The organism is Maricaulis sp. (assembly GCF_017643475.1).
Classification (GTDB): domain Bacteria; phylum Pseudomonadota; class Alphaproteobacteria; order Caulobacterales; family Maricaulaceae; genus Maricaulis.
In genome coordinates, this window is sequence record NZ_JAEPNI010000002.1 from 567,042 (window position 1) to 581,886 (window position 14,845).

A 14,845-nucleotide genomic window follows, 5' to 3' on the forward strand; every position below is an offset into this window, starting at 1 on the left:
TTAGGCGTCGCGATCCTGGACCGCACCGGCCAGACGCTCACGCGTGGTCGGGTTGCGGTAGAAGATGTGCGTCCCGATCGTGCGGGTGCGGATCAGCGTGTCATTCCAGATCGGGTCAACGGCGACCGTGTGATAGTGCGTCGCGCGACGCGTATTGTCCGGGCGGAAGCCCATATAGACATGCAGGGCCACTTCCTGGGAGCGCGTCCAGGCACGACCGCGCGGCGCGCGATCCATGGAACCGTCACAGGTGAAGGAGAACTGGCAACCGGTGCGGCGCTCGGAACCCTGGTAGACAACACCGCAGATCGAACCGGGATAATAGCGGCTCGCCTGGCGGTTCATCACAACCTGGGCCACAGCCACCTGGCCATCACGCGGCTCGCTGCGCGCCTCGTAATAGATCGCTTCGGACAGGCAGTTCAGCTCATTGGCCTGCAGGCGGGCATCATCGAAATGCGCAAAATCGAAGGTCCGCAGCGCGGCGAGTGAACGCGAATCGATGCGCACACCATTGTCGCGGTCGGCAACCAGCTGCAGGGCGCCCATGGCGATCCGGCCAGCTTGCTCGGTATCGTTGACTTCTGTGGCCTCGAGGTAACGAGAGGCCAGCGCCATGACGGCCAGGTTCTCGTCCTGCACGCGAGCGCGGGTCGAGGCGACATTCATGGCCAGGACCATGGCGGCGCACAACAGCAGCATCGCCAGCAAGTGAATTGCTGTCGCGACCTGCTTTTGCTGGCTGCGTGCCGTGTCCATATCCATGCGCTCTATCGAACTCATCTCGTTAACTTAGCCGCATCGTGTCTCGACGCGCCTATCATGAAAAATTGCAATGAATCTTCCATGAATTTAGCGCGCCTTCCTATTGGGCCGGACCATAATGGTCAAGCACCACGTAGGCTTACAAATATGAAATGAATCGCTTCCCGAAAGAAGCGATCCGTTTCTTTACTTTTTATCAACCACTTAAGACTGGCGGCGAAGGCGTGCCTGAGCGGCCGCCAGACGCGCAATTGGCACGCGGTATGGCGAACAGGACACATAATCCAGGCCCGTTTCCTCACAGAAATCAATGGAGGACGGGTCGCCACCGTGTTCGCCGCAGATACCCAGCTTGAGGCCTTCACGGGTGGCCCGACCCCGTTCCGCAGCGATTCGCACGAGGTCTCCGACCCCGTCCTTGTCGAGCGAGACAAACGGGTCCTTCTCGAAAATACCCGCTTCCAGATAATCGCCCAGGAACTTGCCGGCATCATCGCGCGACAGGCCGAAGGTCGTCTGGGTCAGATCATTCGTGCCGAAGGAGAAGAATTCCGCATCATGGGCGATATCCCCCGCACGCAGGGCCGCACGCGGAAGCTCGATCATGGTGCCGATCAGGTATTGCGGCTGACCGCCGGTTTCCTCGGCCACGGCCTGGGCCACGCCCGCGACACGCGCCTTGAGGATGGCCAGCTCGGCAGAGGTCGCGACCAGCGGGATCATCACCTCGGCCACCGGTTTCACACCGGTTTCCTTTTCGACAGCCACCTGGGCTTCGAAAATGGCGCGGGCCTGCATCTCGTAGATTTCCGGATAGGTGATACCCAGACGACAGCCGCGATGTCCCAGCATCGGATTGCTTTCCGCCAGGTCGCGTGCCCGCTGCATCAGCTGATCTGCGGACAGGCCGGTCGCGGCAGCAACATCGGCTACGTCCTCTTCGGTGTGCGGCAGGAATTCGTGCAGCGGCGGATCCAGCAGGCGGATCGTGGCCGGACGGGTTTCCATGATGCGGAAGATGGCTTTGAAGTCATCGCGCTGCATCGGCAGGATCTTGTCCAGCGCCGTCACGCGGCCGTCCTGGCCATCGGACAGGATCATCTCGCGCACCGCCGCGATGCGGTCGGCATCAAAGAACATGTGCTCAGTCCGGCAAAGGCCGATGCCCTCGGCACCGAACTCGACCGCCGTCTGACAATCAGCCGGGGTTTCCGCATTGGTACGGACCTTCATGCGGCGCGACGCGTCTGCCCAGCTCATCAGCTTGGCAAAATCACCGGTCAATTCCGGCTTGATCATCTTGGCTTCGCCAAACAGGACCTGGCCGGAGGCGCCATCAATGGTGATGATCTCGCCATCGGTGATGGTGCGGCGCCCAACCGTGAACTGCTTGCTGGCATAATCGATCTTGATTTGGCCGGCGCCGGAGACACACGGGCGGCCCATGCCGCGCGCCACCACAGCGGCGTGTGAGGTCATGCCGCCACGCGCGGTGACAATGCCTTCAGCGGCATGCATGCCGTGAATGTCTTCCGGCGAGGTCTCGATGCGCACGAGAATGACCTTCTCACCGTCCTTGGCACGCGCTTCTGCCTCGTCACTGTCGAACACGACGGCGCCGCAAGCCGCGCCCGGCGAGGCGGGCAGACCGGCGGTCAGCACGTCACGCGTGGCTTCCGGATCGAGTGTCGGGTGCAGCAGCTGGTCCAGCTGCGCCGGGTCCACACGCATCACCGCGTCAGTCTCGGAGATCAGGCCTTCGCTGGCCATGTCGACAGCGATTTTCAGCGCGGCCTTGGCCGTGCGCTTGCCGTTGCGGGTCTGCAGCATCCACAGGCGACCACGCTCGACCGTGAATTCGATATCCTGCATGTCGCGATAGTGGCGCTCGAGCTTGTCGAACACCGCGGCCAGCTCGGCATAGCTGTCCGGCAGGGCCTGTTCCATGGACGGTGACGGATCCCCCATCTTCTCGCGCATCGCCTCGGTCAGGCATTGCGGCGTACGGATGCCGGCAACGACGTCCTCGCCCTGGGCGTTGATCAGGAATTCGCCGTAATAGCCGGTGTCGCCGGTAGACGGGTCACGCGTGAAGGCCACGCCGGTCGCAGACGTCTCGCCCATATTGCCAAACACCATAGCCTGGACATTGACGGCGGTGCCCCAGCTGGCCGGGATATCGTGCAGCTTGCGATAGGTCTTGGCGCGATCGGTCATCCACGAGCCGAAGACAGCGCCAATGGCGCCCCACAGCTGTTCGCGCGGGTCGGACGGGAAGTCGCGGCCCAGCTCGCTGGCCGCAGCCTGCTTGTATTCGCGAACAATGGTTTCCCAGTCTTCCGCCGTCAGCTCGGTATCCAGGGAGTAGTCATTCTCTTCCTTGAAGCTCTCCAGGATGTCTTCGAAAATGCCGTGATCCACGCCCATGACGACGTCGGAATACATCTGGATGAAACGGCGATAGCTGTCATAGGCGAACCGACGATCGCCGGAGAGCTGGGCCAGGCCTTCCGCGGTTTCGTCATTGAGGCCCAGATTGAGCACCGTATCCATCATGCCCGGCATGGAGGCGCGGGCACCGGAGCGGACCGAGACCAGCAGTGGATTGGACGGATCACCGAACTTCTTGTCGACGGCGGCTTCCAGCTGCGCCAGCGCAGCCTCGACCTGGCCGTTCAGTTCGCCGGGATACTGGCGGTCATTTTCATAGAACGCGGTACACACACCAGTGGTGATGGTGAAACCCGGCGGAACCGGCAGGCCCAGCTTGGCCATCTCGGCGAGGTTGGCACCCTTGCCGCCAAGCAGCTCACGCATGCCGGCTTCACCTTCGGAATTGCCACCGCCAAAGGCGTAGACCCATTTCGTGTCAGCGTTCATTTGCTTTTGTCCCCAGCTAACCCTCAATCCGGCTGAAATCGGCGACGGAAGAGATCGCCTCGCGGATATCGGAAAGAAGTAGAAGTCGGTTGCGACGCAGGCCTGCGTCATCGGCATTTACAGTGACCGTGTCAAAGAAAGCGTCAATCGGCGCCCGCAACATGGCCAGTGCCGCCATCGCGGCAGTGAAGTCTTCCGCCTCGAGCGCGGCCTTGGCTTTCGGGCCGGCATCGGCCAGCGCTGCCATCAACGCCTTTTCTGCATCCTCGACAGCGGCAGCGGCGTCATGATGACCTTCCGGCATGTCGTCGGTCTTGTTGAGAATATTCGACGCCCGCTTGAACCCGGCCAGCAGCGCGGTGCCATCCTCGGTATCGAGGAAAGCCTGCAGCGCCCGCGAGCGCGCGGTCACACGGACGAGGTCGTCATCACCAAGTGCGAACACAGCGTCGATGACATCATGGCGGATGCCCTCATCGCGCAGGTGGACTTTCAGGCGGTGTGCGAAGAAGGCGAGAATACTGGGTAGGATCTCCGTCGCGACCATCCGATTCTGTTCGCCGGATCCATACTCAAAGGTGTCGTGACCTGTCAGGTTCTTCAACACCGTGCCATCTTCACACAACCAGAAATAGCCGCTCTGGCAGGCAACAAACCCAATTTCCTTCCGGAGCGAAAGACGGAAGTTCCCATCCAGTACAATCCGGATCACACCCAGTGCGGCACGACGCAACGCGAATGGGTCTTTTGAACCGGTCGGTTTTTCGTCGATAGCCCAGAAGCCGACCAGCGTGTCGAGCTTGTCGGCGAGTGCGACGGCCGCGGAAACCGGCTCGACCGGGACTTCGTCAGACGGGCCTTGCGGCTTGTAGTGGGCCTTGATGGCGTCGGCGACAGCGGCATCCTCGCCCTGTTCCAGGGCGTAATAACGTCCCATCGCGCCCTGGAGTTCGGGGAATTCATAGACCATCTCGGAGACGAGATCCGCCTTGGCGAGTTCAGCCGCCTTCGCAGCCTTCGACGGATTGGCCTCAACCAGCGGAGCCAAGTTCCTCGCCACGGCGGCAACTCGGCGGACCTTGTCCGCCACCGTGCCCAGTTTTTCATGGAAGGTGATCTTGGAGAGCTGGTCCGCCATCTCGGAGAGCGGCGTCTTGCGGTCATTGTCCCAGAAGTGACGGGCATCGGACAGGCGCGCGGACAGCACGCGGGAATTGCCCGCGGCGATGGCCTTACCACCATCGGGGGCCTGCTGGTTGGCCACCGTCACGAAATGCGCCGACAGCTTGTTTGTCTTCGGATCGCGCACCGCGAAATACTTCTGGTGCGTCTTCATGGTCAGGGTGATGACTTCCGGCGGCAGGTCCAGGAAATCCGGATCCATCTCGCCCAGCACCGGCACCGGCCATTCGACCAGACCGCACACCTCGTTGAGGAGGCCCTGGTCCTCGACCAGTTCCAGACCGGCATCGCCGCAAGCCTTCGTCGCGCCATCCATGATCAGGCGCTTGCGCTCGTCTGCATCAATGGTGACATGGCCCGCGCCTTCCAGCTGCGCCTTGTAGTCATCCCAGCCCGTGACCGTGAACGGACCACGACCGGCGACACGGTGGCCCTCGGTTTCATTGCCGGCCTCCAGGCCGAACACCTTGACCGGCACGACGGCGCCATCAAACACGCACAGGATCCGCTGGATCGGGCGCACCCAGCGCTGGGCCTTTTCGCCCTCACCGATCTTCATGGATTTCGGCCAGTGGAAGTTCGACAGGATGGCCGGGATCGCATCGGTCAGGACGTCCGTCGTCTGGCGGCCCGGCTTGTCGATCAGGGCGACCCAGAACGCGCCCTTCTTGTCTTCACGCTGTTCGCAGGCGTCCAGGCTGTCCAGACCTGCGCCGCGCAGGAAACCTTCAACCGCCTTGTCCGGCGCGCCCACACGCGGGCCCTTGCGCTCCTCGCGCACATCCTCGGCCTTCGCCGGCAGGCCGGACATGGTCACGACCAGGCGGCGCGCACCGACATAGGATGCGGTTTCAGCAGCCTTGAGACCGGCCTCGCCCAGCGCCTTGACCATGGCAGCTTCCAGGTCATTGGCGGCCTTGGCCTGCATGCCAGCGGGAATTTCCTCGCAGAAAATTTCGAAAAGGAGGTCGGACATTGTTACCCTGCCAGAGACGCTTGCTGGTGCGCCCATTTTTCTTTCAGCGCCGTATAACCGTCTTCCGGCGCCTTTTCATAGATCAGATCGGTCTCGTCGAATTTCATCCAGGCCTGGGCGCTGCGCGTCCAGATATGCCCGACCGGCCGCAGCTCGCCTGCACCATCCAGCGTGCCCGCACGCACGGTGATGCTGTCACGGCCTTCGGTATCGTGCATCAGGCGGCCCCCGCAATCGGGACAGCACCAGCCGATTTTTCCATTGCCGCTGTCAGCGACAAAATCAAAGCGTTTCGGCTCGCCCTTGATGAAGGCAAACCCGTCGCGCGGGACCAGCATGGACATGGCAAAGGCGCTACCGCCCTGGGCCTGGCAATTGGTGCAGTGACAGCAATACAGCGCCGTCGGCTCGCACGTCACGGCGTAACGCACGCCGCCGCACTGGCACCCGCCCTCCCGGGGAAAGCTCATCGCTGGCATGGCCTGCTCCGGCATCAGGCGTGCTCCTGTGCGGCCCAGCGCTCCATGAGCGCGTAATAGCCGTCATCGGGGGCTTCTTCGTAAATCAGGTCATCTTCGTGCAGGACCACCCAGTCCTGGGCCGACTTCACCCAGATATGCCCGACCGGACGCAGCTGGGCACGATCATCCAGACAGCTGGCGCGCACGGACAGGGATGGATTGCCCTGGGTATCATTGGCGATGCGCGTTCCGCATTTGTCGCAGAACAGGCCCATCTTGGGCTTTTTCGCCGTGCTTTCCTTCTTGATCTCAAACGCGGTCGGTCCGCCCTTGAGAAACTTGAAGCCTTCACGCGGCACCAGCAGCGACATGGAAAACGCCGACGACGTCTCCTGCTGGCTGGCCTCGCTGTGATTGCAATACAGCGTCAGCGGCCGCTCGGTAATCTCGAACCGGATCGCACCACACTGACAACCGCCGCGCATGGGGAGTTTCATGAGGATTTCTCCAGCGCCGCGCGTTCGCTGGCGACCCAGGCTTCGGCACAGCCCTTGGCGAGTTCGCGCACACGGGCGATCCAGCTGGCACGTTCAGCCACGGAAATAGCGCCGCGCGCATCGACCAGGTTGAACAGGTGCGAGGCCTTGAGTGCAAAGTCATAGGCCGGCAGCGGCAAAGGCTTGTCCAGCGCCAGCAGCGCCTTGCACTGATCGGCTGCCTCCTCGAACCAGCGGGTCAGGATCTCGACATCGGCGTGGTTGAAATTGAAATCGGAATACTGGCGCTCGGCTTCCTGGAAGACGTCGCCGTATTTCATGCCGGCGCCGTTGAAATCGAGGTCGTAGACATTCTCGACGCCCTGCACATACATCGCCAGGCGTTCCAGGCCATAGGTCAGCTCGCCGGAGACGAGATCGACATCCAGCCCGCCAACCTGCTGGAAATAGGTGAACTGGCTGACTTCCATACCGTCACACCAGACTTCCCAGCCCAGGCCCCAGGCCCCCACGGTCGGGTTTTCCCAGTCATCCTCGACAAAGCGCACATCATGCAGCTTGCGGTCAATACCGATGGCGTCGAGCGAACCGAGATAGAGATCCTGGATATTGGCCGGGCACGGCTTCAGCAGCACCTGGAACTGGTAATAGTGCTGCAGGCGGTTCGGGTTCTCGCCGAAACGGCCATCTGCCGGACGGCGCGAGGGCTGCACATACGCCGCTTTCCACGGGCGCGGCCCCAGCGAGCGCAGGGTCGTGGCCGGATGCAGCGTGCCCGCGCCCACCTCGACATCATAAGGCTGCAGGATGGCGCAGCCATGCGAGGCCCAATAAGCCTGTAGACGGAGGATCAGGTCCTGGAAGGAGGGTGCGGATTGGTCAGCCATGTAAGGATATCCCGGCGGGAAAGGCGTTACTCGAATTCGTCGCGACACTAGGCGTGCCCGCCTTTGTAATCAAGCACTCAGACCTTGTTTCGCTGCACTGCGGAAGATGTGTGGCCTTGCCCCCTCACCCCGTTTGAAATCCTCCCCACCGGGGAGGGGGACCGCGAAGCGGTGGAGGGGCCGAAGCGCGCCAGCGCTGAGGCAGGCTCGCTGCGCTCGCCCCCTTCGCCTCCACAGCGTTCCGGCACTTCCCCAGAGGGGAAGATATCGGCTCAGGGCGATAAAGGGGCTAATCCAGAACGAGCGGGGCACCGGCCATGATAGCCTGTGCCTCTTCGCTGTATTGACGGTCGGTCGCGTCGTGCAGGACCAGTGGCGGCAGCAGCGTGGCCGGACCACGACCTCCGCGGCGTACGCGTACGATCACCCGTTTGGCCGGGCGGTCCGGTCGCGGCTGGATCGGCTTGATCAGCACCGAGCCAAAGGCCCGCTCGGTCGCCGACAGGATCGCGGGCAAGGCATCGGCGCGATGGATGATGGTCAGATAGCCCTGTCCCTTGATGATGCGTGCCGCCATCTTCACCCACAGCGGCAGGGGCGTGTCGCCGGACAGCCAGGCGCGCTGTTTTTCCGGTTCGGGATGGCGAAGGGCATCCGGGTCATCGAAAAAGGGCGGGTTGAAAAAGACCTGGCCGGCAAAGGGCTCGGCCGGCAGGTCAGCGATGTCACCGCAATGAACCTCGGCTCGGTCAGCCAGCCCGTTTTCGGCGATGTTCCGGCGCGCCAGCTCCGCCGCCCATTCCTCGACCTCCCAGGCCGAAAACTGCACACCCTCCAGCCGCGTCGCCGCACACAGCAAAGCCGCGCCGGGACCACATCCGAACTCCACCACATGCTCGCCCGGCCTGGCCGACAGGCTGGCGGCCAGCATCACCGCGTCCATGCCGGCGCGATAGCCCCTGACCGGCTGGTGCATCAGCACCTGCCCGCCCAGCAGCGTGTTGGTGTTGGTCTCTCGCATAGAGATCTCAGTCCTTCATGGACTGACCGGCATCCTCGAACGCGGCCTGCAGGGCCGCCAGGGCCGCGCGCTCATCCTCGTCCACCACCATGATCCGACGCTGGATAAAGGGAAGTCCGCCGCCATAGAGGCTGGATGTATTCTCATCGAGCACCGCGGGCTCGATCCCGGCATCGCGCAAAACCGACTCCGCAAAGGAGAGTTTCACCGGATCATTGGTTTTAAACACCTGTTTCACGAGAGAGTTGTGCTCCTGCGCTGAATTGCCACCGCCTTCATTACTTGCGGCGATTGCCCGGGATTTCTATTGTCACCGTGTTTCTTCCAGTCGCAAGGGGTGCACCGGCGTGGACAGCATGGTCAGCGTAAAAACTTCGGTGCCGGAATCTGTGCCCACTCTCAATGCCGCGGAACGCCTGGCCAAGCTGGCCTATGATGACATGCGTCGTGTCGATGCGCTTATCCTCGAGCGCCTGGACAGCCATGTCGACCTCATTCCCGAACTGGCCAAATACCTGATCGAAGCCGGTGGCAAGCGGGTTCGCCCGATGATCACCGTCGCGGCCGGCAATCTGCTGGGCTACACCGAAGACTGCGTGATGAAGCTGGCGGCCGCGGTGGAGTTCATCCACACGGCGACCCTGCTGCATGACGATGTGGTCGACGAAAGCGGCATGCGCCGCGGCAAGACGGCCGCCAACCTGATCTGGGGCAATGCCTCCAGCGTGCTGGTCGGCGATTTCCTGTTTGCCCGCTCCTTCTCCCTGATGGTCGAAGCCGGTTCGATGAAGGCCCTGGGTGTTCTGTCTGCCGCCGCCTCCACCATCGCCGAGGGTGAGGTCCGCCAGCTCTCTGCCGTCAAGGACACCTCGGTCTCCGTCGACACCTACATGCAGATCATCGACGCCAAGACGGCCGCGCTCTTCGCCGCGGCCGCCCAGGTCTCCGGCATTGTCGCCGGTCGCAATGCGGCGGATGAAGAGGCGCTGGAAACCTATGGCCGCGAGCTCGGCCTGGCCTTCCAGCTGGTCGATGACGCGCTGGACTATGGCGGCCGCGCCTCCAAGCTGGGCAAATCGGTCGGCGATGATTTCCGCGAAGGCAAGGTGACGCTTCCGGTCGCGCTGTGCATCGCCAAGGCCGAAGGCGAGGAAGCCAGCTTCTGGCAGCGTGTGATTGCCGAGACGGACCAGCGCGATGGCGATTTCGAGCAGGCGCTCGACTATATGAAAAAACACGGGTCGATCGACGCCACCGTCAAACAGGCCAAGGACCACGCCAGGGCCGCGCGTGTCGCACTGCAGCGCTTCCCGGCCAATGAATGGCGCACCGCCCTGGAAGACCTGGCCGATTTCGTGGTCGAACGCGCCTACTGATTTTTCAGCCCGATAAAAGGATGTGTTGATGTTTCTCGCTCTCGCCTCTGCGTTCGCAATCACCCAGGCGCTCGAGGGCGATGCGCCGTTGAGCGCCCTCCAGCAGGATGTCGAACAGGTCTGTGCGCTGGTGCCGGAACACTATGCCTATTTCGAGAGCCGCGCGGCGCATTGGGACGCGGCCTGCGACCTGGCCCGCGCCGAAGCCGCGCAGAGCGAAGGGGCTTATGTGCTGGCCGTGCTCGAGGGGCTGATCGACGCGCTCTACGACACGCATATCAACCTCAATACCAACAACCAGACCTCGCCCTGGCTGATACCGTCCGGATCACAGATCCGGGTTGCCGAACAAGCCGATGGCCAGGTTGTTGTCACGGACGTCAGAACCGGAAGCCGGGCCGAAGGCCTGGACATCCGGCCAGGCGATCTCGTGCTCACGATCAATGGCCAGGCACCTGTCGACGCGGCGCTGCGTCGGATGCGCACCGGAGACACCGATCTGCCGGCCCGGCGGGACTGGGCCCTCAACGCAGCCGTGACCGGCTTTCGTCATGAAGAGCGCCGCTTGCAGCTCGAACGCGATGGCGAGGTTTTCGAGGCCACGCTGAGCGGTTTTCCCGCGCGCCGGACCGGAACGCCGGTCAGCTACCGCATGCACGCGCCGGGCGTGGGTCTGATCCGCATCAATAACAGCCTCGGCCGGGATGAAACCGTCGCCGCCTTCAACGCCGCACTCGCTGAACTTGGCGATATCAACTCCCTGATCCTGGATCTGCGCGATACGCCTGGCGGCGGCAATACCTCGGTGGCCGAGCCGATCCTCGGTCGCTTCGTGCAGACGCGAACCGCTTACCAGCGGATCGAGCCCACTGACGCCCCCGCCTGGATCCGTCATGTCGATCCCGCCGCGCCCTATTCGGACGTCGCGCTGACCGTGCGGGTGGGCGGCTGGACGGGGTCCATGGGAGAAGGTATGGCGATCGGGCTGGATGCGATGGGACGCGCCGAGGTCGTCGGCCCGCCAATGGCGGGGCTGGCCGGGGGCACTGAAGGCTTTCACCTTCCCGGCGGGGATCTGATGCTGTGGATGCCGACCTATAATCTCGCGCATTTGGATGGAACCCCGCGCCATGAATGGGTTCCGCCAGCACTCGGGGATTGATCGGAACTACTGCGTCGTATCCAGACCGCGGGCCCGGACATGACGACGCACGGCCTGGTGGAAGGTCGTGAACGCGATCACGCCGCCGGCGAAAGTCACGAATTTCACCAGCGCTGACTGCTCGTGCACCAGCCAGGCCAGCAACGCGGCAATCGTCGACAGGGCCATCCAGATCAGCGCGACACGGCCGTGGCTCCAGCCCAGCCGGATCAACAACTGATAGGCATGCGCGCGGTGTGGCGAGAACAGGCGGCGACCAGCCCTGGCCCGCGATGCCATGGTCAGCAATACATCCCCGAGCAGCGGCAGAAGGATCAAGGGCACCAGCCAGACCGAACCTGCAGAACCGGTTGATGCCCACCACAGCGCCAGTCCGCACACCAGCACGGCCACACCCAGAGAACCCGCATCGCCACTGAACAGGGAGCCCCGACTGTCAAAGATCGGTGCGTTGAGCAACGCAAAACCCAGCTGGGCCAACGCGAGAAGGATGCAGATCGCAGCAAAGTCACCATCGCCCATCCCGGCCAGGGCCAGCGTTGCGGGCACCAGGGCGGCGACCATCACCCCGTCAGAACCGTCCATGAAGTTGATGGCATTGACGGTCGTAAAAACGAACAGCGCCGAGCCCAGAAGACCGATGATCCAGGGCAATTGCCAGCCCAGTTCGGTGACCGGCCCTGCACTAAAGGCCACAGCCAGCGAAATCGAGACCAGCGCCAGGAATTTGAGCTTCTCCGACAGGGTGAAAAGGTCATCCAGCAAGCCAATCGCGCCAGCAAGCGTGGACAGAACAAGGACCGCAACAAGAACCGCCGACAGGTGAGGCAGGTCGACAGGCTGCACCGCCAGCGCGGCAGCAAAACCGGTCAGCACACCCACCCCTCCGCCGCGCGGTGTCGGATTAGAATGGCTGGAGCGTGCATTGGGATGATCTAGTACGCCCGCCTCCCGCACGACCAGCGAGAACAGCGCGCTGAGGACGAAGGCAAACCCCATGGGCAGCCAGGGCTGCAACAGGTCTAGCACCAGATCAGCTCGCCATCCCTGAACCCGGCCAGACCGACCTCCACCGAGAATTTCTCGTAGGCGTCTGCAGCCTTTTCCGCGTCGGCATCATCCTCGAAAATGGCGAAACAGCTGGCGCCGGAACCAGACATCCGGACCAGTTCAACTCCGTCCTGCCTGTCCAGCCAGCCCAGGGCTTTCTTGATCTTGGGCTGGACTTTCATGGCCGGGCGTTCCAGCGAATTGGGCTCGCGCGACAGCCAGTCCAGCACATTGGGTCCGCGCCCCTTGGCCTCTTTCAATACTGCCGGTTCGGTCTCGTCAAAGGCCTCGAAAACCTTGCCCGTCGACACTTTAACGCCCGGGTTGACCAGGACGGCATTAAAGGCCGGGAAATTGTCGATCAGCTCGATCCACTCGCCAATCCCACGCATGCGCAGCGGGCGGGAGTAGACACAGGCCGGCACGTCAGCTCCGATGGAAAGACCAATGCGGGCCAGCTCGTCGAGATCAAGATCCAGCTCCCAGAGCTGGTTCAGCGCGCGCAGGGTCGCCGCCGCGTCTGCAGACCCGCCGCCCAGTCCGGCCTCGACCGGAATTTCCTTGTGCAGGTGGATAATCGCGCCCTTGTCGATACCGGCATGATCCTGCAGGGCACGGGCGGCCTGGAGGACGAGATTATTCTCTTCCTCGATCAGGTCCTCGGACGCTTCGCCGGACATCGACATCATCAGCGCGATCTCGTCGCGCACGGTGATGGTGTCGCCCCAGTCGGCAAACGTTACCAGGCTGTCCAGCGGATGGTAGCCATCCTCACGCGCACGTCCGACACGAAGAGACAGATTGATCTTCGCCGGCGCAAATTCGGTTATTACCCCACTCACGGGTTGGAATTCTCCGTCGCCAGGTCTTCCGCGGCATTGTTCTCCGCAGTGATGGTTTCAGCTTCGGGAAGGCCGTTTTCCAACCGCTCCCGCGCGCCCTCGATTTCAGCCGGGTCGGCCTCGAGGTCAAGCGTGCGGCGCCACTGGAAACGCGCCTCCAGCTCCCGCCCGACACGCCAATAGGCATCGCCGAGATGATAGTTCGCCGTCGCATTCCCCGGATCCAGCGCCGTGGCGCGTTCCAGTTCCAGCACGGCTGCTTCGTAATTGCCCAGCCGGTAATGCGCCCAGCCGAGACTGTCGATGATATGCCCCAGCGAGGGTTCCAGGTAAGCGGCCTGCTGGACCATGTCGAAGGCACGGTCGAGATGGCGGCCATTGTCCAGCCAGAGATAACCCAGATCATTGAGCACCTGGGCCTGGTTCGGATCGATATCCAGAGCGACCAGATACTGCGCTTCAGCCGCATCCAGCTCGTCCAGCAGATAGTGACAGGACGCCGCGAAATAGTGATAGCGCCAGTCCGGCAATTCACCGGCGGCTTCGCGGTTGGCAATCACCTCCTGGTAAAGACCGATGGCCTCACCGCAGCGATCCGTTACGCGATAGATGTCCGCGAGGATCAGGCGTGCCTCATTATCACCGGTCTCCTCCAGCAGACGCTGGGACATGGCGGCGGCCCGGTCCAGCTGGTCCAGCCGCGCCGTCAGCCAGATCAGGTCGATCTGGGCAGAAAGGCGAAACGGACCGCTTCGCACCGATGCATATTCTGCCAGGGCCACCTCCGGCAGGTTGATCCGCTGCAGGGTCTCGCCCAGCAGGATGCGATTGGGCGCGTAGTCCGGATCAAGCCGCTGGATCATGCGCAAGTAGAGCACAGTCAGATCCATATCCGCCTGGGCCGCCAGCGACGCTGCCGGACCGAAAAGGCTGAGCCCCGCAAATTCGGAGATGGTCGGGCGTGAAGGCGCTCGACCACCCGATTGCGCGCGCTCCAGCGCCTCGATAATGCTTGTCTCGTAAGGCGCACCGTTGAGATATGTCTGGTACAGCTGAACCGCTTCATCGGAGCGACGCTGCCGCTCCAGGAAGCCGCCATAAACCTCGACTGCCATGCGCCGGAACGGCGTCACGAAAACAGTTGCTGCATACAGCTCACGGGCCTGGTCATACCGGCCGGCCGCCTCCAGCAGCATGGCCCGGTGAAGCGAGATAAACGGACCCAGATACCCCGGCGCCGCCATTGCCCGCGCGCTGTCCAGCGCCTCGGCCTCGTCGCCAACGCCCACCAGCGCCCAGTGATGCATCAGCTGCGCAACAAAATCGTTGAACGGTCCGTAGTCCGGCGCTGCGGAAATGATGCGGCGGGCCTGGGAGTAATTGCGCGAAGCAATCTCGTCAGCAGCGACATAAAGACTGGCCAGACGGCTGGGATCGCCAGCAGCCACAGACTGCTCCGCATAACGCGAGGCTTCGTCCATGCGCCCGGACAGAAGCGCGGTGATATAGGCACGATCCGCCAGAGTGGCATCACCCGGCGCCCGGTTCAGCGCTTCTGCATAATAGGATGCAGCGCCCTCCGCATCGCGGTTCACGCCCGCGTAACGCGCTGCCAGAAAGGCGCCATAGGCAGACGGCTCGTCTTCAGGCGGCAGGATAGTCGCGCAGGAATTGAGGATCAGGGATCCGGCGAGAACCGGCAGGAGGCGAAGAAACGCGTTTTTCATGCGCACAGGTTCGCCTCCC

At 62.9% G+C, this 14,845-nt stretch carries 13 protein-coding genes; 2 read left to right on the forward strand and 11 right to left on the reverse strand.

Annotation, left to right across the window (positions count from 1 at the left end; all coding sequences use genetic code 11):
• From JJ889_RS10145 to JJ889_RS10180, 8 genes are all read right to left on the reverse strand, one after another.
• Positions 1–783: a cell wall hydrolase gene (locus JJ889_RS10145; RefSeq protein WP_291894632.1), complete on the reverse strand. Its 783-nt coding sequence runs from the start codon at positions 781–783 to the stop codon at positions 1–3.
• Between the two features lie 186 nt (positions 784–969).
• Positions 970–3,645, reverse strand: coding sequence for a pyruvate, phosphate dikinase (gene ppdK / locus JJ889_RS10150; protein ID WP_291894635.1), 2,676 nt, complete (start codon positions 3,643–3,645; stop codon positions 970–972).
• Between the two features lie 16 nt (positions 3,646–3,661).
• The gene (glyS, locus tag JJ889_RS10155) at positions 3,662–5,803 is read right to left on the reverse strand and encodes a glycine--tRNA ligase subunit beta (RefSeq protein WP_291894638.1); all 2,142 of its coding nucleotides are present in this window, start codon (positions 5,801–5,803) and stop codon (positions 3,662–3,664) included.
• Positions 5,804–5,805: 2 nt separating this feature from the next.
• Complete coding sequence (locus JJ889_RS10160; RefSeq protein WP_291894641.1) at positions 5,806–6,297, reverse strand: GFA family protein; 492 nt, start codon at positions 6,295–6,297, stop codon at positions 5,806–5,808.
• The gene (locus tag JJ889_RS10165) at positions 6,297–6,761 is read right to left on the reverse strand and encodes a GFA family protein (RefSeq protein WP_291894646.1); all 465 of its coding nucleotides are present in this window, start codon (positions 6,759–6,761) and stop codon (positions 6,297–6,299) included. The genes JJ889_RS10160 and JJ889_RS10165 overlap by 1 nt, the downstream gene beginning before the upstream one ends.
• Positions 6,758–7,648, reverse strand: coding sequence for a glycine--tRNA ligase subunit alpha (locus tag JJ889_RS10170; protein ID WP_291894649.1), 891 nt, complete (start codon positions 7,646–7,648; stop codon positions 6,758–6,760). Before JJ889_RS10170 ends, JJ889_RS10165 begins: the two co-directional genes overlap by 4 nt.
• 289 nt (positions 7,649–7,937) lie before the next feature.
• On the reverse strand, positions 7,938–8,669 hold the full coding sequence (locus tag JJ889_RS10175; protein ID WP_291894651.1) for a methyltransferase: 732 nt from the start codon (positions 8,667–8,669) through the stop codon (positions 7,938–7,940).
• 7 nt (positions 8,670–8,676) lie between these two features.
• Positions 8,677–8,907: a DUF2007 domain-containing protein gene (locus JJ889_RS10180; RefSeq protein ID WP_291894653.1), complete on the reverse strand. Its 231-nt coding sequence runs from the start codon at positions 8,905–8,907 to the stop codon at positions 8,677–8,679.
• A gap of 118 nt (positions 8,908–9,025) precedes the next feature.
• Here JJ889_RS10180 and JJ889_RS10185 point away from each other — a divergent pair, with 118 nt between their 5' ends.
• Positions 9,026–10,045 (forward strand): polyprenyl synthetase family protein, encoded by a 1,020-nt coding sequence (locus JJ889_RS10185; RefSeq protein ID WP_291895193.1) that lies wholly within the window; start codon positions 9,026–9,028, stop codon positions 10,043–10,045.
• 28 nt (positions 10,046–10,073) lie between these two features.
• On the forward strand, positions 10,074–11,207 hold the full coding sequence (locus JJ889_RS10190) for a S41 family peptidase (RefSeq protein WP_291894655.1): 1,134 nt from the start codon (positions 10,074–10,076) through the stop codon (positions 11,205–11,207).
• Positions 11,208–11,213: 6 nt separating this feature from the next.
• Here the strand turns inward: JJ889_RS10190 and JJ889_RS10195 are convergent, their stop codons facing one another.
• Genes JJ889_RS10195 through JJ889_RS10205 form a run of 3 tightly spaced genes read right to left on the reverse strand, consistent with a single transcriptional unit; the run spans position 11,214 to position 14,826 of the window.
• Entirely contained in the window at positions 11,214–12,236 is a 1,023-nt protein-coding gene (locus tag JJ889_RS10195; protein WP_291894657.1) for a hypothetical protein, read from the reverse strand.
• A complete protein-coding gene (locus JJ889_RS10200; protein ID WP_291894659.1) occupies positions 12,230–13,099 on the reverse strand; it encodes a 4-(cytidine 5'-diphospho)-2-C-methyl-D-erythritol kinase in 870 nt (289 codons plus the stop codon). The genes JJ889_RS10195 and JJ889_RS10200 overlap by 7 nt, the downstream gene beginning before the upstream one ends.
• A complete protein-coding gene (locus JJ889_RS10205) occupies positions 13,096–14,826 on the reverse strand; it encodes a tetratricopeptide repeat protein (RefSeq protein WP_291894661.1) in 1,731 nt (576 codons plus the stop codon). The genes JJ889_RS10200 and JJ889_RS10205 overlap by 4 nt, the downstream gene beginning before the upstream one ends.
• Positions 14,827–14,845: the final 19 nt, after the last annotated feature.

Coding starts and splice junctions, on each gene's coding strand:
- JJ889_RS10145 (WP_291894632.1), bottom strand. CDS start 783: ATGAGTTCGATAGAGCGCATGGATATGGACACGGCACGCAGCCAGCAA.
- ppdK (WP_291894635.1), bottom strand. CDS start 3,645: ATGAACGCTGACACGAAATGGGTCTACGCCTTTGGCGGTGGCAATTCC.
- glyS (WP_291894638.1), bottom strand. CDS start 5,803: ATGTCCGACCTCCTTTTCGAAATTTTCTGCGAGGAAATTCCCGCTGGC.
- JJ889_RS10160 (WP_291894641.1), bottom strand. CDS start 6,297: ATGCCGGAGCAGGCCATGCCAGCGATGAGCTTTCCCCGGGAGGGCGGG.
- JJ889_RS10165 (WP_291894646.1), bottom strand. CDS start 6,761: ATGAAACTCCCCATGCGCGGCGGTTGTCAGTGTGGTGCGATCCGGTTC.
- JJ889_RS10170 (WP_291894649.1), bottom strand. CDS start 7,648: ATGGCTGACCAATCCGCACCCTCCTTCCAGGACCTGATCCTCCGTCTA.
- JJ889_RS10175 (WP_291894651.1), bottom strand. CDS start 8,669: ATGCGAGAGACCAACACCAACACGCTGCTGGGCGGGCAGGTGCTGATG.
- JJ889_RS10185 (WP_291895193.1), top strand. CDS start 9,026: ATGGTCAGCGTAAAAACTTCGGTGCCGGAATCTGTGCCCACTCTCAAT.
- JJ889_RS10190 (WP_291894655.1), top strand. CDS start 10,074: ATGTTTCTCGCTCTCGCCTCTGCGTTCGCAATCACCCAGGCGCTCGAG.
- JJ889_RS10205 (WP_291894661.1), bottom strand. CDS start 14,826: ATGAAAAACGCGTTTCTTCGCCTCCTGCCGGTTCTCGCCGGATCCCTG.